At 65.7% G+C, this 26,927-nt stretch carries 25 protein-coding genes; 6 read left to right on the top strand and 19 right to left on the bottom strand.

Annotated elements, in window-relative coordinates:
* Positions 1 to 11: 11 nt before the first annotated feature.
* From RVU70_RS16390 to RVU70_RS16360, 7 genes are all read right to left on the bottom strand, one after another.
* Positions 12 to 2,078: an ATP-binding protein gene (locus RVU70_RS16390; RefSeq protein ID WP_363348185.1), complete on the bottom strand. Its 2,067-nt coding sequence runs from the start codon at positions 2,076 to 2,078 to the stop codon at positions 12 to 14.
* A 109-nt stretch (positions 2,079 to 2,187) separates the two neighbouring features.
* The gene (locus RVU70_RS16385) at positions 2,188 to 2,658 is read right to left on the bottom strand and encodes a molybdenum cofactor biosynthesis protein MoaE (RefSeq protein ID WP_363348183.1); all 471 of its coding nucleotides are present in this window, start codon (positions 2,656 to 2,658) and stop codon (positions 2,188 to 2,190) included.
* On the bottom strand, positions 2,658 to 2,909 hold the full coding sequence (gene moaD / locus RVU70_RS16380; RefSeq protein ID WP_363348181.1) for a molybdopterin converting factor subunit 1: 252 nt from the start codon (positions 2,907 to 2,909) through the stop codon (positions 2,658 to 2,660). Before moaD ends, RVU70_RS16385 begins: the two co-directional genes overlap by 1 nt.
* The gene (gene pgsA / locus RVU70_RS16375; RefSeq protein WP_363348179.1) at positions 2,906 to 3,514 is read right to left on the bottom strand and encodes a CDP-diacylglycerol--glycerol-3-phosphate 3-phosphatidyltransferase; all 609 of its coding nucleotides are present in this window, start codon (positions 3,512 to 3,514) and stop codon (positions 2,906 to 2,908) included. Before pgsA ends, moaD begins: the two co-directional genes overlap by 4 nt.
* Positions 3,515 to 3,609: 95 nt before the next feature.
* A complete protein-coding gene (locus RVU70_RS16370; RefSeq protein WP_363348177.1) occupies positions 3,610 to 3,999 on the bottom strand; it encodes a DoxX family protein in 390 nt (129 codons plus the stop codon).
* An 8-nt stretch (positions 4,000 to 4,007) separates the two neighbouring features.
* Complete coding sequence (locus RVU70_RS16365) at positions 4,008 to 4,604, bottom strand: malonic semialdehyde reductase (protein ID WP_363348175.1); 597 nt, start codon at positions 4,602 to 4,604, stop codon at positions 4,008 to 4,010.
* A gap of 30 nt (positions 4,605 to 4,634) precedes the next feature.
* Positions 4,635 to 5,393: a tetratricopeptide repeat protein gene (locus tag RVU70_RS16360; protein WP_363348173.1), complete on the bottom strand. Its 759-nt coding sequence runs from the start codon at positions 5,391 to 5,393 to the stop codon at positions 4,635 to 4,637.
* A gap of 231 nt (positions 5,394 to 5,624) precedes the next feature.
* Between RVU70_RS16360 and RVU70_RS16355 the strand changes: the two genes are divergently transcribed.
* The gene (locus RVU70_RS16355) at positions 5,625 to 5,882 is read left to right on the top strand and encodes an acyl carrier protein (RefSeq protein WP_363348171.1); all 258 of its coding nucleotides are present in this window, start codon (positions 5,625 to 5,627) and stop codon (positions 5,880 to 5,882) included.
* A gap of 70 nt (positions 5,883 to 5,952) precedes the next feature.
* Here RVU70_RS16355 and RVU70_RS16350 read toward each other — a convergent pair whose 3' ends face one another.
* Positions 5,953 to 6,480 carry a Uma2 family endonuclease gene (locus RVU70_RS16350; RefSeq protein WP_363348169.1) on the bottom strand — a complete coding sequence of 176 codons (528 nt, stop codon included), beginning with the start codon at positions 6,478 to 6,480 and terminating at the stop codon, positions 5,953 to 5,955.
* 149 nt (positions 6,481 to 6,629) lie between these two features.
* Between RVU70_RS16350 and ilvD the strand changes: the two genes are divergently transcribed.
* Entirely contained in the window at positions 6,630 to 8,468 is a 1,839-nt protein-coding gene (gene ilvD, locus RVU70_RS16345) for a dihydroxy-acid dehydratase (protein ID WP_363348167.1), read from the top strand.
* Positions 8,469 to 8,581: 113 nt separating this feature from the next.
* Complete coding sequence (locus tag RVU70_RS16340; RefSeq protein ID WP_363348165.1) at positions 8,582 to 10,477, top strand: CHASE3 domain-containing protein; 1,896 nt, start codon at positions 8,582 to 8,584, stop codon at positions 10,475 to 10,477.
* Between the two features lie 28 nt (positions 10,478 to 10,505).
* On the opposite strand, the gene RVU70_RS16335 is transcribed toward RVU70_RS16340, so the two are convergent.
* From RVU70_RS16335 to RVU70_RS16320, 4 genes are all read right to left on the bottom strand, one after another.
* The gene (locus tag RVU70_RS16335; protein ID WP_363348163.1) at positions 10,506 to 11,495 is read right to left on the bottom strand and encodes an NAD(P)H-dependent glycerol-3-phosphate dehydrogenase; all 990 of its coding nucleotides are present in this window, start codon (positions 11,493 to 11,495) and stop codon (positions 10,506 to 10,508) included.
* 84 nt (positions 11,496 to 11,579) lie between these two features.
* Positions 11,580 to 12,128: a phospholipase D-like domain-containing protein gene (locus RVU70_RS16330; protein WP_363348161.1), complete on the bottom strand. Its 549-nt coding sequence runs from the start codon at positions 12,126 to 12,128 to the stop codon at positions 11,580 to 11,582.
* 3 nt (positions 12,129 to 12,131) lie between these two features.
* The gene (tsaD, locus tag RVU70_RS16325; RefSeq protein WP_363348159.1) at positions 12,132 to 13,193 is read right to left on the bottom strand and encodes a tRNA (adenosine(37)-N6)-threonylcarbamoyltransferase complex transferase subunit TsaD; all 1,062 of its coding nucleotides are present in this window, start codon (positions 13,191 to 13,193) and stop codon (positions 12,132 to 12,134) included.
* Between the two features lie 122 nt (positions 13,194 to 13,315).
* Positions 13,316 to 14,089, bottom strand: a complete 774-nt coding sequence (locus tag RVU70_RS16320) for an SDR family oxidoreductase (RefSeq protein WP_363348157.1) — start codon at positions 14,087 to 14,089, stop codon at positions 13,316 to 13,318.
* Positions 14,090 to 14,285: 196 nt separating this feature from the next.
* On the opposite strand from RVU70_RS16320, the gene lysM reads away from it, so the two are divergent.
* Positions 14,286 to 14,801 carry a peptidoglycan-binding protein LysM gene (gene lysM, locus RVU70_RS16315; protein WP_363348155.1) on the top strand — a complete coding sequence of 172 codons (516 nt, stop codon included), beginning with the start codon at positions 14,286 to 14,288 and terminating at the stop codon, positions 14,799 to 14,801.
* A 7-nt stretch (positions 14,802 to 14,808) separates the two neighbouring features.
* Here lysM and RVU70_RS16310 read toward each other — a convergent pair whose 3' ends face one another.
* The 4 genes from RVU70_RS16310 to RVU70_RS16295 all read right to left on the bottom strand — a co-directional run bounded on the left by RVU70_RS16310 (position 14,809) and on the right by RVU70_RS16295 (position 17,602).
* Positions 14,809 to 15,402 (bottom strand): glutathione S-transferase N-terminal domain-containing protein, encoded by a 594-nt coding sequence (locus tag RVU70_RS16310; RefSeq protein WP_363348153.1) that lies wholly within the window; start codon positions 15,400 to 15,402, stop codon positions 14,809 to 14,811.
* A gap of 74 nt (positions 15,403 to 15,476) precedes the next feature.
* A complete protein-coding gene (locus RVU70_RS16305; RefSeq protein WP_363348151.1) occupies positions 15,477 to 16,322 on the bottom strand; it encodes a 23S rRNA (adenine(2030)-N(6))-methyltransferase RlmJ in 846 nt (281 codons plus the stop codon).
* A gap of 3 nt (positions 16,323 to 16,325) precedes the next feature.
* Complete coding sequence (locus RVU70_RS16300) at positions 16,326 to 17,096, bottom strand: ribonuclease T2 (RefSeq protein WP_363348149.1); 771 nt, start codon at positions 17,094 to 17,096, stop codon at positions 16,326 to 16,328.
* Between the two features lie 32 nt (positions 17,097 to 17,128).
* The gene (locus RVU70_RS16295) at positions 17,129 to 17,602 is read right to left on the bottom strand and encodes a hypothetical protein (protein WP_363348147.1); all 474 of its coding nucleotides are present in this window, start codon (positions 17,600 to 17,602) and stop codon (positions 17,129 to 17,131) included.
* A gap of 105 nt (positions 17,603 to 17,707) precedes the next feature.
* Here RVU70_RS16295 and RVU70_RS16290 point away from each other — a divergent pair, with 105 nt between their 5' ends.
* Both RVU70_RS16290 and RVU70_RS16285 read left to right on the top strand, forming a co-directional pair.
* Positions 17,708 to 18,994, top strand: a complete 1,287-nt coding sequence (locus RVU70_RS16290; RefSeq protein ID WP_363348145.1) for an SGNH family hydrolase — start codon at positions 17,708 to 17,710, stop codon at positions 18,992 to 18,994.
* 124 nt (positions 18,995 to 19,118) lie between these two features.
* The gene (locus RVU70_RS16285; RefSeq protein ID WP_363348143.1) at positions 19,119 to 19,796 is read left to right on the top strand and encodes a L,D-transpeptidase; all 678 of its coding nucleotides are present in this window, start codon (positions 19,119 to 19,121) and stop codon (positions 19,794 to 19,796) included.
* Between the two features lie 79 nt (positions 19,797 to 19,875).
* Here the strand turns inward: RVU70_RS16285 and RVU70_RS16280 are convergent, their stop codons facing one another.
* The 3 genes from RVU70_RS16280 to gltB all read right to left on the bottom strand — a co-directional run bounded on the left by RVU70_RS16280 (position 19,876) and on the right by gltB (position 26,424).
* The gene (locus RVU70_RS16280; protein WP_363348141.1) at positions 19,876 to 20,085 is read right to left on the bottom strand and encodes a hypothetical protein; all 210 of its coding nucleotides are present in this window, start codon (positions 20,083 to 20,085) and stop codon (positions 19,876 to 19,878) included.
* A 6-nt stretch (positions 20,086 to 20,091) separates the two neighbouring features.
* Positions 20,092 to 21,510, bottom strand: a complete 1,419-nt coding sequence (locus tag RVU70_RS16275; RefSeq protein ID WP_363348139.1) for a glutamate synthase subunit beta — start codon at positions 21,508 to 21,510, stop codon at positions 20,092 to 20,094.
* Between the two features lie 228 nt (positions 21,511 to 21,738).
* Entirely contained in the window at positions 21,739 to 26,424 is a 4,686-nt protein-coding gene (gene gltB, locus RVU70_RS16270) for a glutamate synthase large subunit (protein ID WP_363351373.1), read from the bottom strand.
* Positions 26,425 to 26,927 lie beyond the last annotated feature (503 nt).

Raw genomic sequence — 26,927 nt, 5'->3', positions numbered from 1 at the left:
TAGAGCCGCCCCTAGACCCGGGCGAAAGCGAAGGCCTTTGCAACGTCCTCCAGCGAGGCGGGCTTGGTCATGTGAAGATCGAACCCCGCTTCGCGCGTTTGGCGCCGCGTTTCTTCGCCGCCCCACCCCGTGAGCGCGACAATGGTCGCCGACCTGCCGGCCGGGATGGCCCGCAGGCGGCGGGCCGTTTCGAAACCGTCGATGCCCGGCATGCCGAGATCGAGGAACACCAGCCCCGGCAGGAAGCTCTCGAAAGTCTCGATCCCGCGCGCGCCGTCATAGGCGGCGCGGACCTCGGCGCCCATGGCGCGCAATAACATCGCCATGCTGATGGCCGCGTCCTCATTGTCGTCGATGACGAGCACGCGCTCGGGCGGCGGCGCCAGCTTGCCCTGCGATCCAGATTCCTGCGGGACCGCGCAGGCTGCGCCCTGCGACAGGGGGAGACGCAGGACGAAACGGCTGCCCCGCCCCGGCCCCGCGCTCTCGGCGGTCGCCTCGCCCCCATGCATGGTCACGAGCGTGCGCACCAACGCCAATCCGATCCCCAGCCCCCCTTGCGCGCGGTCGCGGGTGCGGTCGACCTGAGCGAAAAGCTCGAAGATATGAGGCAGCATCTCGGGCGGAATGCCCGCTCCGGTATCGGCGACGCTCACAACCGCCTGGTCGTCCCGGGCATGCGCCTCAATATCGACGCGGCCGCCGGCTTCTGTGTATTTCGCCGCATTATTGAGAAGGTTGCAGATGACCTGCGTCAGCCGCACAGGATCGGCCTCGATATGGAGCGGCCGGGTCGGCACGCGCACCGACAGGGCGATCCCGCTGGCGTCGAGGAAGGGCCGGCTCGCCTCTATGGCCTGGTGGATAATGGTGGGGACGTCGACGCGCTCCATCTTCAGCTCGATCTTGCCGCTGCGGATGCGCGACACTTCCATCAGGTCGTCAACGAGCCTGACGATATGGTCGACCTGCCGCGCCATCATCTCCTGAACGCGCGGCGCATTCGGGTCCTGCCTGTCGAACTGCCGCAACAGGTGCAGGCCGGTGCGGATCGGCGCGAGCGGATTGCGCAATTCATGCGCGAGCGTTGCCAGAAACTCGTCCTTGCGCCGCGCTGAGTCTCTCAGCGCCTGCTCCATTTTGAGCCGCGCCATCGCCATGGCGACGAGATGGCTGACCGCCTGCATGACCTCGATCTCGTCGAGCGTGAACGTCGGGCGGGATTTTGCGCCGAAAGACAGCGTACCGATCAATTTGCCCTGCGAGAGCAGCGGATGGCAGCAATAGGCTTCGACGCCCAAGGATTTCACCAGCGCCGTGCGCACGTCCTCGTGGCAGGAAATGTGTTCGGCAATGATGCGTTCGCCGTCGCGCGCGACACAACCGCAAATCGCAACGCCGAAATCCAGCCATTCGATCTGCGCGGCTTCCGCCTCGCCGATGCCCCCGCAGGCGTTGAGGCGCAGGCGCTTCGCGCTCTCGTCGACGACGAAGTTGAAAAAGACGTCGCAATTGATGAACCGCATCAACTCCGCGCAAAGCTCGGAGACGACGCCCTGGACGTCGCGCGACTGCAGAAGCCGGGCGGCGGTGTTCGACAGAAGCTCGTTGCGGCGCACGCTCCATTGCAGCGCCGTTTCGACGGCTTTGCGGTCGGTTATGTCCTGTGTGATCCCAAAACCGCCGAGCAGATTGCCGTTCGCGTCGAAGTCCAGATCGGCCTTTTCGCGGACCCATTTGACGGCGCCGTCGACGATGATGCGGTGCTCGAGGTCATACGGCTCGCCACGAAGCGCGGCGTTCCATCTCTCGTCGACATAGTCACGGTCGTCGGGATGGACCGCTTCGAGAAAGGTCTCGTAGGTCTGCGAGGCGCCGAGCGTTACGCCAAAGATCCGGTAATTCTCCTCGGACCAGGTCAAGACGTTCCGGCGCGTGTCGAGCCGCCACCAGCCGATCTGGCCAAGCTGCTGCGCGCGGGCGAAATTCTGGGAACGGTCGAGGCCCAGCGCCACGTCGACGGCGCGCCTCCCTTCGTCGGGACCGCAACCGACCACCACCTCGGCCATTTTACCCATGACCAGACCTGTACAGACGCCTCAAGCGTCGATTTTTCATACGACTTGACGGCGCAAGCAAGCTTGGCGCTGCTCCGCAACGCAAAAATTACGCGGGATTAATGGAAAATCACTCGGGATCCGACGACCAGCGCGCCGCCGCAGCGTCATCTTCTTTTTTCGCCGCCACCCAACCGCCGTCGGAGCCGTCGATGCGTCGCTCCTTTTTCCAGAAGGGCGCGCGGGTCTTGAGATAGTCCATCATGAATTCGGCGGCGGCGAAGGCTTCGCCGCGGTGGCGCGCCGCCGTGACGACGAGCACGATAGGTTCGCCGGGCCGAATGAGGCCGTGACGATGGATGACGGTGAGGCCAATGAGCGGCCACCGCGACAGCGCCTCTTGCGCGACGCGCGAGATCTCGTCCTCGGCCATGCCGGGGTAATGTTCGAGCTCGAGCGCGACGAGCGAACCGTCCTCGTCGCGGCAGAGACCCGTGAAGGCCACGACGGCGCCGACGTCGCGGCGTCCCTGCGTGAGCAGGGCTTCCTCTTTGGCGGGGTCGAACCCCTCGGCCTGAACCCGAACGGTGGGAGACGTCATCAACCGCCCGTCATTGGCGGGAAAAAGGCGACCTCGCGAGCGCTGGCGATGGGCGCGTCGGGGCCCGCGTGCGTCTTGTCGATCGCCGCGCGGATCGTCTTGGGATTGGCGAAGGCGGCGGCGTAGCCCTCGCCCCGCGCCGCCAGCCAGTCGACGAGCTGACGAACCGTTTCGACCTCGCGCGGCGGAGAGATTTCCTCTTCGGCGCGCCCGATCCGCTCCCGCACCCAGGCGAAGTAAACCGCCTTCATGATCCGTTTTCGTCCCCGAAGTGAGAGAAGGCCGCCTGCAGATAGTCTGCGCCCGTATAGAGCGTCAGCACGGCCGCGACCCAGAGCATGGCCGAACCGATCTTCACCGCTCCGGGCATCACTGTCTCGCCGGCCGGACCGGCGATGAAGAAGCCGAGCGCCACAAGCTGAAACGCCGTCTTCCATTTGGCGATGGCCGAAACCGGCAGCCGAACCTTGAGCTCCGCCAGATACTCCCGCAGCCCGGAGACGAGAATCTCGCGACACAGGATGATGATGGCGGCCCAGATCGTCCAGCCGACAAGGGTCTGGTTGGCCACGACGGCGAGGATCGTCGCCGCGACGAGCAGCTTGTCGGCGATGGGGTCGAGCATGCGGCCGATGGGGGACTGCTGTTGCCACGCCCGCGCCAGATAGCCGTCGAAGAAATCCGTCACGGCCGCAGCCGTATAGACGCTCAGCGCCGCCCAGCGCGTCCAGTCTTCGCTGGACGCGAGGAGAAAGCCCGCCACCACGGGCACGGCGAGACACCTCCCGTAAGTGAGCAAATTGGGCAGCGCCAGGGCGTGAGAACGGCGCTTGGTCGTGACGGCGGTCTCGGTCATGTCCGCAAGGGAATAGGTCAGGCGTCTCTCTTGTCAATAGACACGGCGGCGGCCTTGCTTGCGACACGTCGCTCGCGTGCGCCGCAATATGAACCTCACTCCCTGTCGAGCGCGAATTTCCCCGGTCCCGCGACCGCGAAGAATAGAAACACGAAACAATAAAGCGCCGCGAGTTCGCCCTTGTTCTGGATCGGCCAAAACGCCTGAAAGGCGTGGAATCCGAAATAGGCGACCGCCATCTCGCCCGACAGCACGAAGGCGGCCGGCCGCGTGAACAGGCCGAGAAGCAGCAAAATCCCGCCCACGACCTCGATGACGCCAGCGGCGCCGAGGAAAGAGAAGAGCTTCAGGTCATTGAACATGTCGACATGCGGATAGCCGAAGAGCTTCGCCGCGCCGTGCTGCAAAAACAGCAAGGCCGTCGCAATTCTCAACACCCCCTGCACGTGCGGCAGGTAGCGCTCCGGTATGATTCGACGCGTCATGGCGAGCCTCAAATAATTTTGGCGATGTCCTCGAAAGCGAAGCGCGGGCCGCGGGGATAGAGCTTGGCGCTGTCCCCATAGCCGATATTGATCAGGAAATTGCTCTTCACGCGCGTGCCGGCGAAAAACTCGGCGTCCACCTTGGCTCTGTCGAAGCCGCTCATGGGGCCGGCGTCGAGCCCCACGGCGCGCAAGGCGAGAATGAAATAGCCGCCCTGCAGCGTGCCGTTGCGGACCGCCGTCTCCTCGATCAGCGTCTCATTGCCGGCGAACCAGGAGCGCGCGTCCGTCGCGGGATAGAGAAAGGGCAGATGCTCGTGAAAATCGAGGTCGTAGGCGACGATGGCCGTCGCTGGCGCCGCCATCGTCTTTTCGAGGTTGCCTTGTGACATGGCCGGCGCGAGGCGCTGCTTGGCCTCAGGCGTGCGCACGAACACGATGCGCAGGGGCGAACAATTGGCGCTGGTCGGCCCCCATTTGGCGTAGTCCACCGCCAACTCGAGAAGATCGTCGGGGACCTCCTTGTCGATCCAGCCGTTGTGCGTGCGCGCGGCGGTGAAAAGCTGTTCCATCGCCTCCGGCGGGAGATGTTTTCCGTCAGTCACCTGGCTCTCCTTCGGCTCGCGCGCCGTCTTTCAGATTCCGCGCCCCTCCACGTCGAGGCGCAGGCGCTCCTCGTCGCGCTGAAGCGCCGCGTCCTTGGGAGAAATATCGAGCGCCTTGCGATAGGCGTCGAGGGCGCGTTTCTTGTTGCCGGTTTTTTCCGCTAGGGCCCCCAGCGCGGCGAGCGCGTCGAACCGCCTGGGCTCCAGCCGCGCGGCCGTCTCCAGATCCGCGAGGGCCCCTGCGTAGTCGCCTTCGCTCGCCGCCACGCGCGCGCGGCGCACGAAGGCCTCGGGCCAGCGGGGCGACAGGGCCACGACATAATCGAGCAAAGCCTTGGCGAGGGCGGGCGCGCCCGCCGTCTCGGCGACGAGCGCGCGGGCGGTCAGCAGGTCGATCGTGTCGGAACCCGACTGCGCCCAGCGGCGCAGGATGGCCGCGGCCGCGCCCTGCGCCTCGCGTTCGTCCTCGGCGTTGGCGAGGCGGGCAAAAAGACGGTTCAGGTCCCGCGCCTGCTGCGCCTCGGGGGAAAGCGGCGGCTCGGGGGCCGGCGGCCGCGCCCGCGGACCAAGCGCCCTCGGCGCGACCCCCTCCTCCGGCTCGGCGGGAAGCGACGGCGAGAAGCTGCGCGAACCCGGCGGCAACGGGATGCGGCCGATGCCGGGGATAAAGAGAAAACGTTGTCCGTCAGGATCTTCCGTGATCGTCGGGGGCGCGCTCTCCTGGGCGAAGGCGGCGATCGTCAGGGCTCCAGCGAAGGCCAGAAGCGCAAGCGCGCGGAACTTTTTCATGGGCCTGTCTTTTTGAGCAACGCCGCGGAAATCGCCCGCGCCGTCAACGTTTGATTAAGGCTACGATACATCAAATTTTATGAAAATGCCGGGCAATTCATTTTCGGTTCAGCAGCGGCGCCCCATTTCTTTCCTTGATATTCACGATTGTCCCCGACAGTCGCGACGTCACTTCGAGCACAAGCCTCGGCCCGCGCAAGAATACTGGCGCGCGCCCCTGGAGTTGGACCGATGATCGAGACCATCCGGCGTCTTTTGCAAGAGAACGGCCGCCTGCATACCCCGATTGAGACGCTGTCCGACAGCGCCGATCTCTACGAGGCGGGGCTGACGCCATTCGCCGCCATCCGGACCATGCTTGCGATCGAGGAGGCTTTCGACGTCGAGTTTCCGGTCGCCATGCTCCGCCGTCAGAGCTTCGTTTCCGTCAACGCCATCGTCTCCTGCCTCAACGAGCTGGCCCCCCACGCCGACCGAAAGGCCGCTTAACTTCAGGACGCTCGCGCTCACAAGGCCCGAAGGCGGGCGCCACGTCTGGCGCGCTTTCGGGCCTGTGTTTTTACGACCCGTAGAGTTCGGAGAGCGCAAGTTCGACCCCCGGCGGATCGAGCTTCGCGGCGCCCTCGGTGAGAATGTGGCTCACCACTACGCCGTCAGCGCGGCGCTCGTGATGGACGACGAGCCGCTCGTCCGGGTCGACGATCAGATAATGGCGGATGCTCGGCACGGCGAAATAGCCGGCAAGCTTGCGCGTGTGGTCGTTGCGGCCCGTCGTCGGCGAGATCACTTCGACGACCGCCACGGGGTTCTCGACGAGAAGAGCGTCCCCCCGGAGCTTGGGGCCGCAATAGACCAGCGCATCCGGCTCATAGACCGTCGTGGCGCCGACGCGAACGCCCATGCCGTCGACCATCGCACGGCGTTCCAGCCCTTTGGCGCGCAATGCGGTCATCAGGGCGACCGCGACGTTCAGCTTCATCTCCGCATGCGCGGCCCGCTCGGCGGCCTGGGCGTAGACGACGCCGTCGACCAGTTCGAAGCGCCCCTCCTGAGCTTCGCTCCAGGCGAGAAATTCCTCGACGGTCATGCGGTCTTTGGGTCGCGCGGACATGTCGGCAAGCATAACGCGTTTTCGCCCCCGGGCCATAGGCGCGTTCCGGGCCGCGGAGGTTGCGGGGGCGCGCGGGCTGGGCTATCGCCTTGTCTTAAAATTCCGCTCAGCAGGAAAGATTGCTCATGCCTCCCTATCGCTCACGCACCACCACCCATGGCCGCAACATGGCGGGCGCGCGCGGCCTCTGGCGCGCGACGGGCATGAAGGACGAGGACTTCGGCAAGCCGATCATCGCCATCGCCAACAGCTTCACCCAGTTCGTGCCCGGCCATGTGCATCTGAAGGACCTCGGCCAGCTCGTCGCCCGCGAGGTTGAGAAGGCGGGCGGCGTGGCCAAGGAATTCAACACCATCGCCGTCGACGACGGCATCGCCATGGGCCATGACGGGATGCTCTACTCCCTGCCCTCGCGGGAGATCATCGCCGACAGCGTCGAGTATATGGTCAACGCCCATTGCGCGGACGCCATCGTCTGCATCTCGAACTGCGACAAGATCACGCCCGGCATGCTGATGGCCGCGCTGCGGCTCAACATTCCGGCGGTCTTCGTCTCGGGCGGGCCGATGGAGGCCGGCAAGGTGGTGCTCGCGGGCAAGGAACATTCGCTGGACCTCGTCGACGCGATCATCGCCGGCGCCGATGACAAGGTGGCCGAGAGCGACGTCATGGCGATCGAGCGCTCCGCCTGCCCCACCTGCGGCTCCTGCTCCGGCATGTTCACGGCCAACAGCATGAACTGCCTCACAGAGGCGCTCGGCCTGTCGCTGCCCGGCAATGGCACGACGCTCGCCACCCACGCCGACCGCAAGCGGCTCTTCATCGAGGCCGGCCATCTCATCGTCGATCTCGCCCGCCGCTATTACGAGCAGGACGACGCAAGCGTGCTGCCCCGCTCGATCGCCAATTTTGAAGCCTTCGAGAACGCTATCGCCCTCGACATCGCCATGGGCGGATCGACCAATACGGTGCTGCATCTGCTTGCGGCGGCCCATGAGGCCGAGGTGCCCTTCACCATGGCGGACATCGACCGCATGTCGCGCCGCGTGCCGGTGCTCTGCAAGGTCGCGCCCTCCGTCCCGGACGTGCATATGGAGGACGTGCATCGCGCCGGCGGCGTCATCGCCATCCTCGGCGAGTTGCATCGCGCCGGCCTGCTGCATGGCGAGTCGCCAACCGTGCACAGCGCCACCATGGCCAACGCCATCGCGCGCTGGGACATTGGCGTAACGACGAGCGAGACGGCCAAGACCTTCTTCCGCGCCGCGCCCGGCGGCGTGCCGACGCAGGTGGCCTTCAGCCAGGAGCGGCGCTTCGACGACCTCGACGCGGACCGCGCCAAGGGCGCCATTCGAGACGCAGCGCACGCCTTCTCGAAAGACGGCGGCCTCGCCGTGCTGTTCGGCAATCTCGCGGAGGACGGCTGCATCGTGAAAACAGCCGGCGTCGATGAATCGATCCTGAAGTTCTCAGGCCCCGCCCGCGTGTTCGAAAGTCAGGACGCGGCCGTCTCCGGCATTTTAACTGGCGCGGTGAAGGAAGGCGACGTGGTGGTGATCCGCTACGAAGGACCGCGCGGCGGCCCGGGCATGCAGGAAATGCTCTATCCGACGAGCTATCTGAAATCGAAGGGTCTCGGCAAAGCCTGCGCGCTCATCACCGACGGGCGCTTCTCGGGCGGCACCTCTGGCCTCTCGATCGGCCACGTCTCCCCCGAAGCCGCCGAGGGTGGGACCATTGCGCTGGCGCAGGACGGCGACCGCATCGAGATCGACATCCCGAACCGCAGGATTACGCTGGCCGTAGGCGAGACGGAACTCGCCGCCCGCCGCACGGTTCAGGCCGCGAAGGGCTTTGCCCCGGCAAGCCCGCGCTCCCGCAAGGTCTCCGCGGCGCTTCGCGCCTATGCGGCGATGACGACCAGCGCGGCGCGCGGCGCGGTGCGCGAGGTCCCAGAAGCGTAAGGGGCGGCTCCAGCGGGCGCCCGCTTGGGCGCGCCCGCTTTGGGCGTCGCGAGGCTAGCTTTTTTGACTTTGCAAGCGCATAAGATCGCCGCATAAGGTTCCTAGGGTCGCGCATGGCCGCGTCGAGACGGTTTCTGTCTTTCGAGACAGTCAGTCTGATTGCCGCTTTCGCCATTCTCGCATCGGCGGGCATGGCCACCATTCGTACGGAACAGCATCGACGCGAAAGCGGCGCCCTGGTGCGCCACGCGCTCCAGGTCGGAAGCGCCCTGCACCATCTCGAGGGGGAAATCCGCCGCGCCGAGAGCGACGAGCGCGGTTACATCATCACCGGCGATCCCAGCTATTACCGGTCGGAGCTCAACCTTGCCGAACATCTCAAGGGCGAGATGGCGGCGCTCGAAAAGCTCCTCGCCGACAATCCCCAGCAATTGCTTCGCCTGCAAAGGCTGCGTCCAATCCTCGAGGAACGGCTCGAACTCCTGCAGCGCAAGCTGGCCCTCATGAAGGACGGCCGCTCCGACGAGGCGGTGGAGGTCGTGCGCGGGGGGCGCGGCAAGGCGCTCACCGATCAGATCGAGGCGCTGATTGGAGAAATGATCGCCCAGGAGGAAGAACTCTACCGCATTCGCGACGAGCGCATGTCTCAGGCGACGGATTCCCTGGAAATGGCCATTGGCGTCATGATCGTCCTTTTGGGCTTCGTCGCCATGTTCGCGGTCCTTCAGGCCGAAAAGCAACTCAGCGCCTTGCGCAAGTCGGGCGAGTCCCTCCGCCGCGCCTATGACGAACTCATCGAGGAATCGACCAAGCGCGGCGCGCTGGAGGCGCAACTGCGCCAGTCGCAAAAACTCGAGGCGCTCGGCCAGCTCGCAGGCGGCATCGCCCACGACTTCAACAACATGCTCGGGGTCATCGTGGCGAGCCTCAATATCATGAGGCGCAAGCTCAAGCGTGACGACGATGGGATCCATCAGCTGATCAATTCAGCCATGGACGGAGCGGAGCGCGCCGCCGCGCTGGTGCGCAGGCTCTTGTCATTCTCCAGGATTCAGCCGCTCAATCCGACGCCGCTCGACGCCAATCAGCTCGTCACCGGCATGTCCGCGATCCTGCATCGCACGCTGGGCTCGCATGTGGAGCTCGACACCCGGCTCGGCAAAGACCTTTGGCCGGTCAAAGTCGACGCAAACGAACTCGAAAGCGCCATTGTGAATCTCGCGGTCAACGCCCGCGACGCGATGCCGGACGGCGGCACGCTCACGATCGAGACCGCCAATGTCGAACTCGGCGAGGAATTCGTCGAGGCGAACCCGGAAGTGCGGCCCGGTCTCTATGTCCTGCTCTCGGTCTGCGACACGGGAGAAGGGATGGCCCCGGAGGTCATTGCAAAAGCCTTCGATCCCTTCTTCACGACGAAACCCATCGGCAAGGGCACCGGGCTGGGGCTCTCCCAGGCGCATGGATTCGTCCGTCAATCCGGCGGGCACATCAAAATCTATTCGGAGATCGGCCACGGCACCTGCGTCAAGCTGTATCTGCCCCGCCACGTCGAAGAGTGCGAAGCGCCGGCCGCCGCGCCTCAGCGGAAAGAGGATGATTTCCCGCGCGGCCGGCCGGAAGAAATCGTGCTTCTCGTCGAAGACGACGAGCAGGCTCGGCGCGTGACCGCCCAGGGCGTGCGCGAACTCGGCTACACCGTGCTCGAAGCGGCAAGCGGCAAGGAGGCGATTCAAATCATCCGCACGCGGGCCGACATTTCGCTCATGATCACGGACGTCATCATGCCGGGAATGGACGGGGCGCGGCTTGCGCGAGAAGCCGTGTTCCGTCGGCATGCGCTGCATGTGCTGTTCATCACCGGCTACTCGCAGCACGCCATCGTTCGCAACGGCATTCTCGATCCTAACGTCAATCTGCTGACGAAGCCCTTCACCCTGGCGCAGATTGCGACAAAGATTCGCGAGGCGCTCGACGCGCGCGCCGATCTGTCGAAGGGGAACGCTTAGTCGCTCCGACCCGGCCCGCCTCTGGTTTCTAACTCTCCGCCTTGAGCGGGCGCATGAGCAGCGCGTCGATGGCGGCGTCGACGCTGAGCCGCGCCGCAAGGATGTCGTCCACCGCTTCTGCGATCGGCATTTCGACGCCCGCGGCCTTGGCCATTTCGACGAGCACATGCGCGGTGAAGGCGCCTTCCGTGAGCTTGCCGCCACTGGCGTCCTTGGCGGCCGCGCCGCGCCCGAGCCGCTGGCCGAAGGCGAAATTGCGCGACTGCGCCGAACCGCAGGTGAGCACGAGATCGCCGAGGCCGGAGAGGCCCATCAGCGTCTCGCTGCGCGCGCCGAGCGCCCGGCCGAGGCGCGTCAATTCGGCGAAACTGCGGGCGATCAACGCGGCCTGCGCGCTCGCGCCGAGCTCGCGCCCGGAGGCCATGCCGGCGGCGATGGCGAAGACATTCTTGGCGGCGCCGCCGATTTCGACGCCGAGCAGGTCGGTCGAGCGATAAGGACGGAAGGTCTTGGTCGAGAGCGCCTCGCAGAGGCGCTGCGCCAGCGACTCTTCCTGCGCCGCGAGCGTCACGGCGGTCGGCAGGCCCTTGCAGACGTCGGCGGCGAAGCTCGGACCCGAGAGAACGGCGGGCTTCGCTTGCGGCAGCTCCTCCGCCACGACCTCGCTCATGAAGCGGCGTCGATCGCGCTCGATGCCCTTGGCGCAGATGACGAAGGCGGCGCCGTCGGCGAGATGCGGCCGCGCCGCCCGCGCCACATCGCGCATCGCCTGCGCCGGCACGACGGCGAGCACGATTTCCGCGCCGCGAATGCAAGCGAGATCGGCGGTCGGCGTGACCGCGCAAGCGAGCGGCAGACCCGGCAAGTGCCGGCGATTTTCGCGATGTTGCTCCAGCGCCGCCACATGAGCGGCGTCATGCGCCCAGAGCGGCACGCGGGTGCGGCCCTGGGCGGCCACGTTGGCGAGCGCCACGCCCCACGCCCCGGCGCCGAGAACTGCAATGCTGTCGCGCGTCATGATTCCAGTCCAAAAAGCGGCGCATTGAATGTGCGAGGCGCCCTCGGCTCTCTATAGCGAGCCCATGTCGCGCCTCAAAGACGGTCAGCGCAAGCCGAGCTTCTGATTGTCGGGACGCGACCAGAGTCGCTCGAACGCCTCGCGAAAGCGCGCCGCCGCCTGCGGGCTTTCGACCACGATGAGGTCGTTGTCCTGATGAACTTCGCCCGAGACCGAGAAGTTCGCCGAGCCGCTGCGCAAAACGCGGCCGTCGACCTGATAGCTCTTGAGATGCATCAGATCGCGCCCCCGCCCCTTGCGGCGCACGTCGAGATTGGGCGCGTCGGCGATGTCGAGGATCGCCGCCGATCGGTTGAGCTCCTCGCCGTCGAGATAGACCCTGACTTTCACGCCGCGCATGGCGGCGCGGCCGAGGGCCGCGACAAGCGCGCGGTCGGTGAGCACATAGGCGGCCATGTCGAGCGAACGCCGCGCGCCATTGATGAGGCGGGCGTCCACCGACTCGAAGTCCTCACCGGGGCCATAGAAAATATGCAGCCCCGCGACGAGCGGCTCCTGCGAGAGCGGACCCGCCGCCTGCGGCTCTGGGGTCAGCGTCAGCGCAGCAAGCGCCGCGAGGAAGGTTCGCCGCAAGGGTCAGGCCTTGCCGTGATGGGCTCCGCTGGCGACGGCGTCGAGCGGCCAGCGCGGCCGCGGGGCGAAGCCGAGATCGCTGGTGTAGCCGCATTTCAGACGCTCGAGCCCCGCCCAGGCGATGATCGCGCCATTATCGGAACAGAGATTGGCGGGCGGCGAGATGAATCGCAGGCCGCTTTCGGCGCAAAGACGCGTGAGCGCGCGGCGGATCGCGCCATTGGCCCCGACGCCGCCGCCGATCACGAGTCCGCTCGGGCGTCCCTCGCTTTGGCTGAACAGGCGAATGCCGCCGCGCACGCGGTCGACGATGACGTCGACGATGGCGGCCTGGAAGGAGGCGGCCAGGTCTTTCTTGTCCTGCTCGGTCAAGGTCTGGATCTTGAGGACTTCCTGCCGCACCGCCGTCTTGAGTCCGGAGAGCGAGAAATCCGCGCCGCCGCGCCCGACCATTGGACGGGGGAAATCAAAGCGATGGGAATCGCCTTCCTGGGCGAGGTCCTCAATCTGCGGGCCGCCGGGATAGGGCAGCCCGAGCATTTTCGCCACCTTGTCAAAAGCTTCGCCCGCCGCGTCGTCGACCGTCGAGCCGAGGCGGCGATAGTCTCCGACGCCGCGCACGGCGACGAGCTGCGTGTGCCCGCCGGAGACCAGGAGGGCGATAAAGGGAAATTCAAGATGGTCGGTCAGCCGCGCGGTGAGCGCGTGCGCCTCGAGGTGGTTCACGGCGATGAAGGGCTTGCCGAGAGCAAGCGCCAGCCCCTTGGCGGCGGTCAATCCCACCAGCACTCCGCCAATGAGGCCTGGCCCCGCCGCGGCGGCGATGGCGTCAATGTCCTTGAGGTCGACCTTGGCGTTGGCGAGGGCGCGGACGATGAGACGGTCGAGCGAGTCGATATGGGCGCGGGCCGCGATTTCCGGCACCACGCCGCCATAGGCGGCGTGCTGGGCGATCTGGCTCAGCACCTCGTTGGAGAGAATGTCGCCGCCGTCCCCGCCCAAGCGATCCGACACGACGGCGACGGCCGTCTCGTCGCAGGTGGTTTCGATGCCCAGAACGCGCATGCACACTCCTTGGCGCAACGCGCCGTCTTGAACGCCCGCAGGCTGTAGCCCCGCGGGGAGCGGACCGCAACTGACGAAAGCTTTATTCCCTTATGGTTTGCGAAGCGTTTACGTGGGCCGTCCTATTCGGGCGCCACATCCGGCGTCCGCCAGGCGAGATGCTGGCCGCTGTCGACCGCGATCATCTGGCCGGTGACGCTCTTCGCTTTTGAGAGAAAGATCACCGCGTCCACCACCCCCGAGACATCCGCGGCATGGCCGAGCGGCACGCCGCTGGCTTCGATCTCGAACTCGCGGTCGCCCAGCGCTTCGTTCGGAAACACCGGCCCCGGCCCCACGGCGTTGACTCGGATTCTCGGCGCATAGGCCTGAGCCATTGTGCGCGTCGCCGTCCACAGCGCGGACTTGGCGAGGGTATAGCTGAAATAACGCGGCGTCAGGCGCCAGACCCGCTGGTCGATCATATTGACGACGGCGCCTTCCACGTCCCTCGGAAGTTGCGCGGCGAAATCGCGGGCGAGCAGCAGCGGCGCGCGGAGATTGATTGCCATGTGCCGTTCGTAGCTGTCGAGCGAGAAGTCATGCGCCTCGTCGACCTCGAAGATGGACGCGTTATTGACGAGAAGCGTCGGCGGCCCGAAGGCGCGTGCGGCAAAGCCGATGAGACGCTGCGTCTCCACGGCGTCGGCGAGATCGGCGACGGCGACGACAGCTTCGCCGCCGCGCGCGCGGATCGCTTCCGCCGCAAGCTCCGCCTCGTCGGCCGAGCGGCGTGAAGAATGCAGCACGACGGGTCGCCCCTCGCGCGCGAGACGCCCGGCGATGGCGAGGCCGATGCGCCGCGCCGCCCCCGTCACCAGCGCCGGCCCGCCGGGCGTCTCCTTACTCTCGCTCATCGCCGCTCTCCTCTCGGGTCGGGCCGCTTCTCACGATGCGCGCTCAGCGTCAACGAAGGCCGGCCCAGCGCCGCATATAACGCCTCTAAGCTCTTCACCCGTCGAAAAATCCGCGCGCACGGGTGTTAAGCTGAGCGGCAGCGCCTAGATTAGGTCGGCGGGGGCAAAAATCCGGTTTTGTCAGAGGAGAGTTTTCATGGGCATCTTCGACTTTTTCACCGGCAAAAGCAAAGCTGCGCCCGCGGTCGCCGGCGCGACCGACAATGCGGCGGCCCCGGCCGACGCGCTCGCAAAGGAGCTGCAGGGCTACGGCTTTGACGTCTCGGGCGTGGACATCGAGGTCAACGGCGACACGGTGACTCTGAACGGCGCGGTCAACTCCCGCGCCGAGCTCGAAAAGATTGTTTTGGCGGTGGGCAATAGCAAGGGCGTGGCCAAGGTCGAGAACAATCTCATCGCCCCCGACCACGATCCGACGCAGCCATCTGGCATACATGTCGTCGTCGCCGGCGACACCTTGTGGAAGATCGCCGAAGCCCATTACGGCGATGGCGCGCGCTACGAAGAGATCTTCGAAGCCAACAAGCCGTTGCTCAAACATCCCGACAAGATCTACCCCGGCCAGCGTCTGCGAATTCCGGGCGCGAGCGGCTCTGCGCTCGCACAGGCCGGCGGCTGGGCGCCCCCGGCCGAAATTGCCGGCAAGGCGTAAGACAGGCTTACGCTTTGGTCGCCTCGAAGGCGGGCGTGTTTGTCTCGAAGTCCGAAAGCCAGGCGACGAGCTTCGGATGCGTCGCGCGCCAGGCGCCCTCGAAGCGCAGATCGAGATAGCCGAGCGCGCAGGCGACGGCGATCTGGCCCACGTTGACGGTCCCCTCCGGGGGCGCGGCCTCGAGCGCGGCGAGCGCGCGGTCGATCTTGCCCTGCTGCAGATCGATCGCGTCCTGGTCGCGCAGGGCGGCCGGGCGCGTCGCCGTCTCATAGCGAATGAGCAGCGCCGCATCATTGATCCCGTCGCCGAGCGCCTGAAGCCGCAAAACGTCGAAGCGGCGAAGCGGATCGGCGGGGATCAGCTGATGACCGCCGAGGTAATCGAGATAATCCACGATCACGCGGCTGTCATAGAGCGCCGTTCCATCCTCGAGCAGCAGCGTCGGAATTTTGCCGAGCGGGTTTTGCTGACGCAGCGAATCGTTCGGGTCCGTGGTGCTCGCCGCGACAACCTCGATGCGTGACGAGAGCCCCAGAAGCTCCGCGGCGATACGGATCTTGCGCGCATAGGGGGAGGCGGCGGAGTAGCGAAGGATCATCATAAGCTTTTGTCTTTCGTCGGTGAGCGTTCCACTGTCAATCAGCCGGGGCGGGACGGCTGCCGCCGATAACGCCCCTATGCCCCCGTGAGCCGCTCCAGGTCAAAGCCCGCGCCGGGGCCTTGCGCCAATTTCGGCGCCAGATACGCCAGGATGCGGCGCGCCTCGTCCTCGAAGACGAAAGGCGGATTGACGACGACCAGCCCCGTGCGGCGCAAGCCCTCGCCGCCGCCGGCCACGGCGAGCGACAGGCGCAAGGCGCGCTTCACGCCCTCGCGCTTGAAGCCGTCGAGGAAGTCGCGCTCGCCCTGTGCGTCCTTCGAGGGATGCCACAGCGCGTAAACGCCCGTCGGCCATTTTTGATAGGCCGCGAGAAAGGCTGAAAACATCGCCGCAAATTCGTCCGTGCGCTCGAAGGGCGGATCGATGAGGACGAGGCCGCGCCGCTCTTTCGGAGGCACATAGGCGGAAAGGCCGGTATAGCCGTCGATATGAATCGTCTTGACGCGCGCGTCGCGACCGAAGCGATAGCGCAGCGCCCCGAAGGCGTCCGGGCGGAGTTCGCAGAAAATGGCGCGATCCTGCGGGCGCATCAGCCGCGCGGCGATCAGCGGCGAGCCGGGATAAAGCGCGGGTCGCCCATCGGCGTCGAAGGCGCCGAGACACGCGAGATAGGGCGCGAGCAGATCGCGCGTCTCGTCATCGGCGGCGGAAAGATCGGCGAGGCGCCCGACGCCGTCGCGCCATTCGAGCGTGCGCTCGGCTTCCTCGGCGGCAAGATCGTAAGCGCCTTCGCCGGCATGCGTGTCGATGACGCGAAACGGGGCGTCCTTCCGCGTCAGATACAGGAGCAGCCGCGCCAGCAATGCGTGCTTGAAGACATCCGCAAAATTGCCGGCGTGGAAGCCGTGTCGGTAGTTCATGCGTTACAACGGCGCGGGCGCCGCGATCTCCCGCTGACGGCAGCCACGGCGGACGACGTCTGGACAGGCGCGAAACTCACGCAGATCCTTGGAGAGGCAGATGCGCACGCCCTCCAGCACGTCACGTCGGCAGGCGACCGCCATCATGCCCGGCCGCAGGCGCGGATTGGCGTCGTAGAAGGCGCGCTCCACGTCGATGGGCGTGAAGGTCTGGTCGCGCGTCGGCTTGACGAAGGGCTGCGGGATCGTCACCGCCTCGCGCGCGCGGGCGACGTCGGCGAAGAAGTCGCTGGGGCTCTTGCCTGAACAGGTCCCATGCTTGCGCCATTCGTAACGCGCCAGCCGTTCGTCGGGAAAGACGCCATTGGCGCGCTCGAGCGCAATACGCGAGGGCGAGCGCGGCCCGGGACAATCGCTCGGATAGCCCTGCTCATATTGAGGCCAGAGGCCGTGCACAACGAAGCCCTGCCCCTTTCCCGGTTCGCACTGGTCATGCGCGCCGCCGACATGCTCGCAGAACCCCGGCGACCAGCTCAACGCCAGAACATAGAAGTCGAAGTCCCGCGCGGGCGCGCCGCCGCGAAAGCCGGCGTCGGCCTTCTCGGGCTCGGGCGCGGGCGTCTCGCTTGGCGCCTTGGGGCCCAAGCGATCGGCGCAGCGATCGAGAATACAGTCCGCATCCTTCGCCTGAGCGGGGACTGCGAGGGCGGACCCCCATAGAGCGGCGACGAGCGGCAAAGCGCGCGCGAGGGCGGCGGCGTTGAAACCAAACATGAGAGACCTCTGGGCTGCGGCGGCGGCCCAGATCAAGGTCCGGCCGCGCGGCAATTCGGACTGAACGCATGGTTGCGGTCAAGTCCGACGATGCACCATGTCACGCCCGAGCCAATGCCGATGAAGCCGAGCGCCTCCGCAATATTATAGACCACGCGACGGCGCAGGCCGTCGTTGAACAGCGCGTCCGCCTGACAATAACGGCGCGGAATGTAGCTCAAACCATCGGTGCGATAGCCGTATTCGAACGGGGGGTAGAACGAATCGATTTCGAGGCCCGACCCCCAATACTCCCACTCGCGTCCCTTGAAGCTCCAGGAAATCTCGGCCAGCACGCCCGGGTCGTTGCAGGCCGGCAGCGCGCTTCTAAAGGGCGGGTAGCGCTCTTCGGCAAGCGGGCGGTCCTGCTCGCCATAGGTGACGATCCCAGCGGCCGCGGCGCCGCCGCAGGCAAGGGCCGAAACGACGAGACCCACGGCGACGCGTCCCAAAGCGAAGTTTCGCATGCTTTCCTTCCCGCACCCGACTCGGAGCGGGATTGGGCCCCGAAGCCTCCCTCCGCGTCAAGTCGCGATTTGCACGACGAACCGCCACGCCCTTATAGTGTGGCCATGGCGAAGAATTTCAGAGCAAGAGCCGTTCTTTCGCGCCTCTTGGCGATTGCGGCGATCGCGCTCGCCGCCGTTCTCGCGGCCGCGCCGAGCGCCCATGCGCAAGACCCCTTCTCCGATTTCTTCGAAGGCATTTTCGGCGGGCCGAGGCGCGCGGCGCCGTCCCGCGCCACTGAGCAGCCGCGCGTGCGGCGCATCATGCCGCATCAGGAAAACCGCCCGCCGACCTATTGGCGCAGCGGCGACGCCAGCCGCGCCGCGAAGCGCTCCAAGCGCGGCGAGCCGACGGACTCGGCGGCGCCGGAGAAGCCCGACCTCGCGGCAAATTATTTCGTCGCCGTGATGGGCGACAGTTTCGGCGTGCTGCTCGGCAATGGGCTCGAGGAGACCTTCGCCGACAAGCCGGAAATCGGCGTCGAGAAAAAGGCCAAGGAAAATTCCGGGCTGGTGCGCGAGGATTATTTCGACTGGCCGAAAGCCGCCAAGGACATCGCCAGCGGCCCGCAGAAGGTCGATGTCGCGGTCATCATGATCGGCTCGAACGACCGTCAGTCGCTGCGTGACGGGACCAAAAGCGAGGAGCCGTTTTCGCCGCGCTGGCGGGAGCTCTATCAGGCGCGCGTCGACGCCATGCTGGCGCCGTTTCGCGAGAAGAAGATCACGGTGGTGTGGGTCGGTCTGCCGATCATGAAGAATGAGAGCTTTTCGGCCGATATGGCGAAGCTCAACGACATTTATCGCGCCGCCGTCACAAAGGACGGCGGTGTCTTTGTCGATTTGTGGGAGGCTCTCGCCGATGAGCGCGGCCAGTTCAGCGCCTTCGGGCCGGACATCAACGGCCAGATCGTGAAGCTGCGCACGGCCGACGGCGTGCATCTCACCGACGCCGGCGCGCTGAGCGTCGCGCATTTCGTCGCGAATGAAATCAAGAAGCTCTACGAGGGCAATCACCCCGTCGCGCCCGAACAGCAGCCGACGGCGACGGCGCCCGCCGAAACGCCCGCCGCGCCGCCGGCCCCCGGCGCGCCCATCGTGTTCCGGTCTCCCGTCAATCCGGCGGCTTCCAACGCCCCCGCGCTCCCCGAGCGACCCGCGATTGGTCCGGTTCAGACGTTGAGCGGATCGGCGGCGGCCGCGAGCGCCGAACTGGCCCGCCCCGCGCCGAAAACGGGCGCTTCGGGCGCCGATGCGCAGGCGCTCGCCCGGCACGTGTTCGTCGACGGCGGCGATCAGCCGTCGCGCCCCAATCGCGCCGACGACTCGTCGTGGAGGGCGCCAGCCCAATGATAGCGCCCTTCCATTAACCCTTGTGTCGACATTTGGGCAAAAATTTTGAAGGTTGCCTGGTTTCCAGTGGAACCCTCAGTCAGGCTCACGCATTTCCCGCCAAGGAATATTCGGAGCCATGAAGATGCCGCATTTTGCCAAAGGCGCTCGTCGCTTTCTCTCGATTGCCGCTTTCTCGCTCGTTGCGATCGCGTTTTCGACCCCGTCGTTGGCCGACGGACGCGGCTTCTTTGCGCTCTTCGACAATGAACCCGCGCCCGATGCGCGCAACATGATTGCTTATTATGGCGAGCCTCAGCAGACGGCACCGGCAGACATGCAGGACGAAACCCGTCTGGGCCGCGAATATCCCGCGACGACCCGCGAGCGCATCGCCGATCCGACGGGCGAGCGCGCCGGCGTCATTACGGTCGACACGGCCAATCGTTATCTCTATCTCTCGCTCGGCAATGGCGAGGCGATGCGCTACGGCATTGGCGTCGGTCGTGAGGGCTTCACCTGGAAGGGCCGCGTCCGCATCGGCCGCAAGGAATCCTGGCCGGATTGGACGCCGCCGAAGGAAATGCTGAAGCGCCGTCCCGATTTGCCGCGCCACATGGCCGGCGGCCAGGACAATCCGCTCGGCGCCCGCGCGATGTATCTCTATTCCGGCGAGCGCGACACCATGTTTCGCATCCACGGCTCCAATGAGCCCTGGACGATCGGACAGGCCGTCTCCTCGGGCTGCATCCGCATGACCAATGACGACGTGAGCGACTTGTTCAGCCGGGTGAAGGTCGGAACGACGGTTGTGGTGCTCTGATTGTTTGAGAGTTGGCCCCTCGTGCTTCGAGACGCCGCCTGCGGAGGCGCCTCAGCGTGAGGGGCTTTCTCTTCTCTAATCAATCCAGATTGCAGCTAAACACGAAATTGGTCAGCGCCGAGAAGGACACTGTCACCGCGATCCATATCCCGATCAGGGTCCAGCCGAGTCTCTTCTTATCGCGCCCGTAGAGAAAAGCGCCGACGAGCGGCAGCACCAGAAAGAAGAATTGCCACGGCTGGGAGACGAAAGTGTCGCAGTACCAGAGATTGAGCTTCTCGCTGATCATTTTTCCTCACCTTGGCAGATTTGTTTCGCCCATCAGGTGAAGATCGACCGCATGGGCGCATTGGCGTCCCTCGCGAATGGCCCACACCACGAGCGATTGTCCGCGCCGCATGTCTCCGCACGCAAACACTTTTTCCCGCGACGATTTATAAGCGCGGGTGTCGGCCGCGACATTTCCGCGGTTATCGAGATCCACGCCCGCCCCCTCGAGCAGTCCTTTGCGCAACGGCGACACGAAGCCCATGGCGAGGAGGATGAGATCGGCGCGGATGGTGAAGGAGCTCTCCGGAACTTCCTGCATCTTGCCGTCGACGCGCACGCAGCGCAGGCCCTTCACGACGCCGCCCTCGCCGACGAACTCCTTCGTCAGCACGGAGAATTCACGGGCCGACCCTTCTTCGTGCGACGAGGAGGTGCGCAGCTTCAACGGCCAATCCGGCCAGGTGAGCAGCTTGTTTTCCTTCTCCGGCGGACGCGGCATGATTTCGAGCTGCGTCACCGACAACGCGCCATGGCGCACCGAAGTGCCGATGCAGTCGGAACCCGTGTCGCCGCCGCCGATCACGACGACATGCTTGCCGGTCGCCAGGATCGGCTCATTGGTCGGCAGCGGCTCGCCGGACACGCGGCGGTTCTGCTGCGTGAGGAAGTCCATGGCGAAATGCACGCCCCGAAATTCGCGGCCGGGGATCGGCAGATCGCGGGGGGCCTCGGCGCCGCCTGCGAGAACGAGGGCGTCGTGGCCCGCGACGAGCTCGCGGACATTCACGTCCACGCCAACATTGACGTTGTAGTGGAAGATGACGCCTTCGGCCTCCATCTGCTCGACGCGGCGGTCGACGAGATGCTTCTCCATCTTGAAGTCGGGAATGCCGTAGCGCAGCAGGCCGCCAGCCTTGGCCGCCTTTTCGAAGACATGGACGTCATGGCCGGCGCGCGCGAGCTGCTGGGCGGCGGCGAGGCCCGCCGGGCCCGAGCCGACGACCGCGACGCGGCGGCCGGTCTTGCGCTTCGGCGGCTCGGGCACGACCCAGCCCTCAGCAAAGCCGCGGTCGACGATAGCGCATTCGATCGACTTGATCGTGACCGGCTGGTCCTGGAGGTTCAGCGTGCAGGACGCTTCGCAAGGCGCGGGGCAGATGCGGCCGGTAAATTCCGGAAAGTTGTTCGTTGAATGGAGATTGGCGAGCGCCTTCCTCCAGTCGCCGTGATAGACCAGGTCGTTCCAGTCGGGGATCTGGTTATTGACCGGGCAGCCGTTGTGGCAGAACGGGATGCCGCAATCCATGCAGCGCGAGGCCTGATTGCGGGTGGCCTCTTCGGAAAGGGGGATGACGAATTCGTCGTAATGGCGAATTCGGTCGGCCGCCGGCTTGTATTTGCGGTCCTGACGGTCGATTTCGAGAAAGCCCGTGACCTTGCCCATGAGTAGCTTCCCAACCTTTCGCATCGGGCTCCGGCCATGACCGGAACTTAACTGTGCTCCGTTCCCACCGCCGGATTCAAAGGCGAATTCCGCCAGCCTGTCGACAACCGCCGCCACAGCGGGATTTCGCAACGTTTTTTCAAACCGTCAAGCGATCCGCCTGACGTACGCTCGGCGCGAAGCTTTTGACGGCTCCGCGCCGCTTTGGCCCGAAAGGGCCGGCCGGTCCTATTCGCCGGCCGCCGCGAGACGTTTCGGCTGCGCCTTCTTCGCCGCCATTTCCGTGAGCGCGCGGCGATATTCGATCGGCATGACCTTGCGGAATTTCGGCCGATAGACCGCCCAATTGTCCAGAATGTCGCGGGCGCGGGTCGAGCCCGTGTAACGCAGATGATTCTGGATGAGCTGGCGCAGGCGCTCGGCGTCGAAACGCGTCATGTCGGCGAGGATGTCGACCTTGCCATGCGTCTCGAGATCGCCGGACTGGTGATAGGTCTCGGTCATCGCCGTCTCCTCGGCGCCCACGGGTTCGAGATCGACCATGGCGAGGTTGCAGCGCGTCGCGAACGTATCGTCCTCGTCGATGACATAGGCGATGCCGCCGGACATGCCGGCCGCGAAATTGCGGCCCGTCTGCCCGAGCACCACCACCACGCCGCCGGTCATATATTCGCAGCCATGGTCGCCCACGCCCTCGACGACGGCGACGGCGCCCGAATTGCGCACGGCAAAACGCTCGCCCGCGACGCCGCGGAAATAGCACTCGCCCGCAATGGCGCCGTAGAGCACGGTATTGCCGACGATAATCGAGTTCGACGGATCGATCTGCCTGGCGTTGCGCGAGGGATAGACGACCAGCTTGCCGCCGGAGAGACCCTTGCCGACATAGTCGTTGGCCTCGCCCTCGAGCTGGAGCGTGACGCCGCGCGCGAGGAAAGCGCCGAAGCTCTGCCCCGCCGTGCCCGTGGCGCGTATGCTGATCGTATCTTCCGGCAGGCCGGCGTGGCCGTAGATGCGCGCGACTTCGCCGGAGAGCATCGCGCCCGTCGTGCGGTCGACGTTCTTGATCGGCGTCTCGATCGAAACCTTCGCGCCGCGATCGAGCGCGGGACGCGCCTCGGCAATGAGCTTGTTGTCGAGCGCCTTGTCGAGGCCGTGATCCTGCGATTGCGAATGACGGATCTTGGGGCCCTCGCCCGCCGGCTTGTGGAACAGCTTCGAGAAGTCGAGGCCCTGCGCCTTCCAATGGGCGACGGCCTTCGTCTTGTCGAGCATCTGCATCTGTCCGACGAGTTCGTCGAAGCGGCGGAAGCCCATCTCGGCCATCAACTCGCGCACTTCCTCGGCGACGAAGAAGAAGTAGTTGATGACATGCTCCGGCTGGCCGACGAAGCGCTTGCGCAGGACGGGGTCCTGCGTCGCCACGCCGACCGGGCACGTGTTGAGATGGCACTTGCGCATCATGATGCAGCCGGCCGCAATCAGCGGCGCGGTCGAGAAGCCGAACTCGTCCGCCCCGAGCAGGGCGCCGACGACCACGTCGCGGCCCGTGCGCAGACCGCCGTCGACCTGAACCGCGATGCGCGAGCGCAGGCCGTTGAGCACCAGGGTCTGATGCGTCTCGGCGAGGCCGATCTCCCACGGGCTGCCGGCGTGCTTGATCGAGGTCAGGGGCGAAGCGCCGGTGCCGCCCTCGAAGCCCGAAATCGTCACATGATCGGCGCGGCCCTTGGAGACGCCGGCCGCGACCGTGCCGACCCCGACTTCCGAGACGAGCTTCACCGAAATCGCGGCTTTCGGATTGACGTTCTTCAAATCGAAGATGAGCTGCGCCAAATCCTCGATCGAGTAAATGTCGTGATGCGGCGGCGGCGAGATCAGGCCGACGCCCGGCGTCGAATGGCGCACCTTGGCGATCACCGCGTCGACCTTGTCGCCCGGCAACTGCCCGCCTTCGCCGGGCTTCGCGCCCTGCGCCATTTTGATCTGGATCATGTCCGCGTTGACGAGATACTCCGTCGTCACGCCAAAGCGGCCCGACGCCACTTGCTTGATGGCGGAGCGCATGGTGTCGCCGTTGGGCAGCGGCTTGAAGCGATCCGGCTCCTCGCCGCCCTCGCCCGTATTCGACTTGCCGCCGATGCGGTTCATGGCGATGGCGAGCGTCGTGTGGGCCTCGCGCGAGATCGAGCCGAAGGACATGGCCCCCGTTGCGAAGCGCTTGACGATCTCGCTCGCGGGCTCGACCTCGTCGAGCGGCGCGGGCTTGCGGCCATCTTCCTCGGCGCCCTTGATGCGGAACAGCCCGCGCAGGTTCAGCAGGCGCTCGTCCTGCTCGTTGAGCGCCTTGGCGAAGGCGCGATATTGCTCCTGCGCATTGCCGCGCACCGCGTGCTGCAGCAGCGACACCGTCTGCGGGGTCCAGCTATGCGCCTCGCCGCGAATGCGGAAGGCGTAGTCGCCGCCGACGTCGAGCGCGTCGCGATAGACGGGCGCGTCGCCGAAGGCGAGCCGGTGGCGTCGCACCGACTCCTTGGCGATCTCGTCGAGGCCGACGCCTTCGACGCGGGTCGTCGTGCCGGTGAAGAATTCGTCGACGAAGAGCTGCGCGAGGCCCACGGCGTCGAAAATCTGCGCGCCGCAATAAGACTGGTAGGTCGAAATGCCCATCTTGGACATGACCTTCAAGAGGCCCTTGCCCACCGCCTTGATGTAACGCTTGATCGCCGTCTCGGCGTCGACGTCCTTGGGGAACTCCGAAACCGACGCTTCGAGCGTGTCGAAGGCGAGATAGGGATTGATTGCCTCGGCGCCGAAGCCCGCGAGGCAGGCGAAGTGATGCACCTCGCGCGCCTCGCCGGTCTCGACGACGAGGCCGACCGAGGTGCGCAGACCCTTGCGGATCAGATGATGGTGCACGGCGGCCGTCGCGAGCAGCGCGGGGATCGGAATGCGGTCCGGTCCGACCATGCGATCCGAGAGAATGATGATGTTGTATTTGCCGCTGACCGCTTCTTCCGCGCGCTGGCACAGGCGCTGAATGGCGCCGCGCATGCCGGCCGCGCCCCTGCTCGAATCGTAAGAGATTTCGAGCGTCTTGGTGTCGAAGCTGTCTTCGACCATGCCGATCCAGCGGATCTTCTCCAAATCCTCGTTGGTCAGGATCGGCTGGCGCACTTCGAGCCGCTTCTTATTGGCCGAGCCCTCGTGATCGAGAATGTTCGGGCGCGGGCCAATGAAGGAGACAAGGCTCATGACCAGCTCTTCGCGGATCGGGTCGATCGGCGGATTGGTCACCTGCGCGAAGTTTTGCTTGAAGTAAGTGTAGAGCAGCTTCTCCTTGTCGGAGAGCGGCGACACCGGCGTGTCCGTGCCCATGGAGCCGACGGCCTCCTGGCCGGTGACCGCCATGGGATACATCAGGAGATAAAGGTCTTCCTCGGTGTAGCCGAAGGCCTGCTGGCGATCGAGGAGCGTGACGTCGGCGCGCGCCGGGCGCGACTCGACGGGCTTAAGCTCCTCGAGCTGGATCTGCGTGCGCGCGAGCCACTCCTTGTAGGGATGGGAGAGCGACAGCTCCTTCTTGATCTCGTCGTCGGAAATGATGCGGCCCTGCTCGAGATCAACGAGCAGCATCTTGCCCGGCTGCAGGCGCCACTTCTGGACGATTTTCTCTTCCGGTATCGGCAGCACGCCCATTTCCGACGCCATCACCACGAGACCGTCGTCGGTGACGAGGTAGCGCGCCGGACGCAGGCCGTTGCGGTCGAGCGTCGCGCCGATCTGGCGGCCGTCGGTGAAGGCCATGGCGGCGGGGCCGTCCCACGGCTCCATGAGCGCGGCGTGGTGCTCATAGAAGGCGCGACGATCCTCGTCCATCAGCGGATTGCCCGCCCAGGCCTCCGGAATCAGCATCATCACCGCATGGGCGAGCGAATAGCCGCCGCGCACCAGAAATTCGAGCGCATTGTCGAAACAGGCTGTGTCGGACTGGCCCTCATAGGAGATCGGCCAGAGCTTGCTGATATTGTCGCCAAAGAGCGGCGAGGAGACCGCCGCCTGACGCGCCGCCATCCAGTTGAGATTGCCGCGCAGCGTATTGATTTCGCCATTATGCGCGACGAAGCGGTAAGGGTGAGCGAGCCGCCACGACGGGAAAGTGTTAGTCGCAAAGCGCTGATGCACGAGCGCGATCGCCGAGACGAAGCGCTCGTCCTTGAGGTCGAGGAAATAGCTGCCGAGCTGGGAGACCAGCACCATGCCCTTGTAGACGATGGTGCGCGTCGAGACCGAGACGGAGTAAAATTCGCGGCCGCCTTCGAGCTTGTAGATCTCGTTTGAGGACGACTTGCGCGCAAGATAGATGCGCCGCTCGAAATCGTCCGAGTCTTTCACATCCGCCCCGCGGCCGATGAAAAGCTGGATGTGATGCGGCTCGACGTCGCGAACGGCGTCGCCAAGGTCGCTCGAATCGACGGGAAGATCGCGCCAGCCGAGCACGACGACGCCCTCGTCGCGCATCTGCTCTTCGAGAATGGCTTTGGCTTGCGCGCGCGCTTCCGCGTCGCGCGGCATGAAGAACTGGCCAATCGCATAGTCGCCGGGGGCGGGAAGATCGAATCCGAGCTTCCGGCACTCCGCCTTGAAGAACTCATGCGGGATCTGGACGAGAATGCCGCAGCCGTCGCCGAGCTTGGGGTCCGCCCCGACCGCGCCGCGATGGTCGAGGTTGAGCAAGATCTGCAGGCCCATCTCGACGATGGCGTGCGTCTTCTGGTTATGCATGTTGGCGACGAAGCCGACGCCGCAGGAATCGTGCTCCTGCGCCGGATCGTAGAGGCCCTGCGCCGCGGGCAGCGCGGGATCTCGGCCAAGGGCGACCTCCTGCTGCCGGGCCTCCTGCATGGCCTTCATATCAACGACCTTGGTCATGGCGGCGTCTCCCCGACGCGGCGCGGCGCGCAAGCGGCCGGCGTCCCGTCACATCTTCGTTTCAAACTGCATAGAGCAAGACCAGGACGGATAGAAGCGCCCACGCGCTTCGTCCAGTCCCCGCTCGCGCCCGGCCAATCGCTTCGGCCGCCTTTAATTCTCTCGCGCCTGCCCCGGCCCGGCCGCCGCGCCCTCAGGCAAAAGGCGCGCCAGACTCCCAGCGTCGTCGGCCGCTCGCCCCCAGCCGCCGCGTTCGGCAGGCGGGAAAGGGAGTCGGGCGGCAGGCGAAGGACGAACGGCGTCAAAAGGTCAGCAGCACTGACATATTGACGCCCGTGATTGTTGCCAGATTTATGCCCCGGTGACAAGCAACCGCCCAATATCGAGGCGGTTCCAAACGCACATTTGCGGCCTAAGCGTCCAACCCTCGCCGCAATCGGGGAGAAGATGGCCTGACGCGCGGGGGCGACGCGTCTCATGGAACA

Origin of the sequence: Methylocystis echinoides, from assembly GCF_040687965.1 — a bacterium.
GTDB classification, from domain to species: Bacteria; Pseudomonadota; Alphaproteobacteria; order Rhizobiales; family Beijerinckiaceae; genus Methylocystis; species Methylocystis echinoides_A.
The sequence above is the reverse complement of the archived record's forward strand: the minus strand, read 5'-3'. Positions and strand labels throughout refer to the sequence as shown.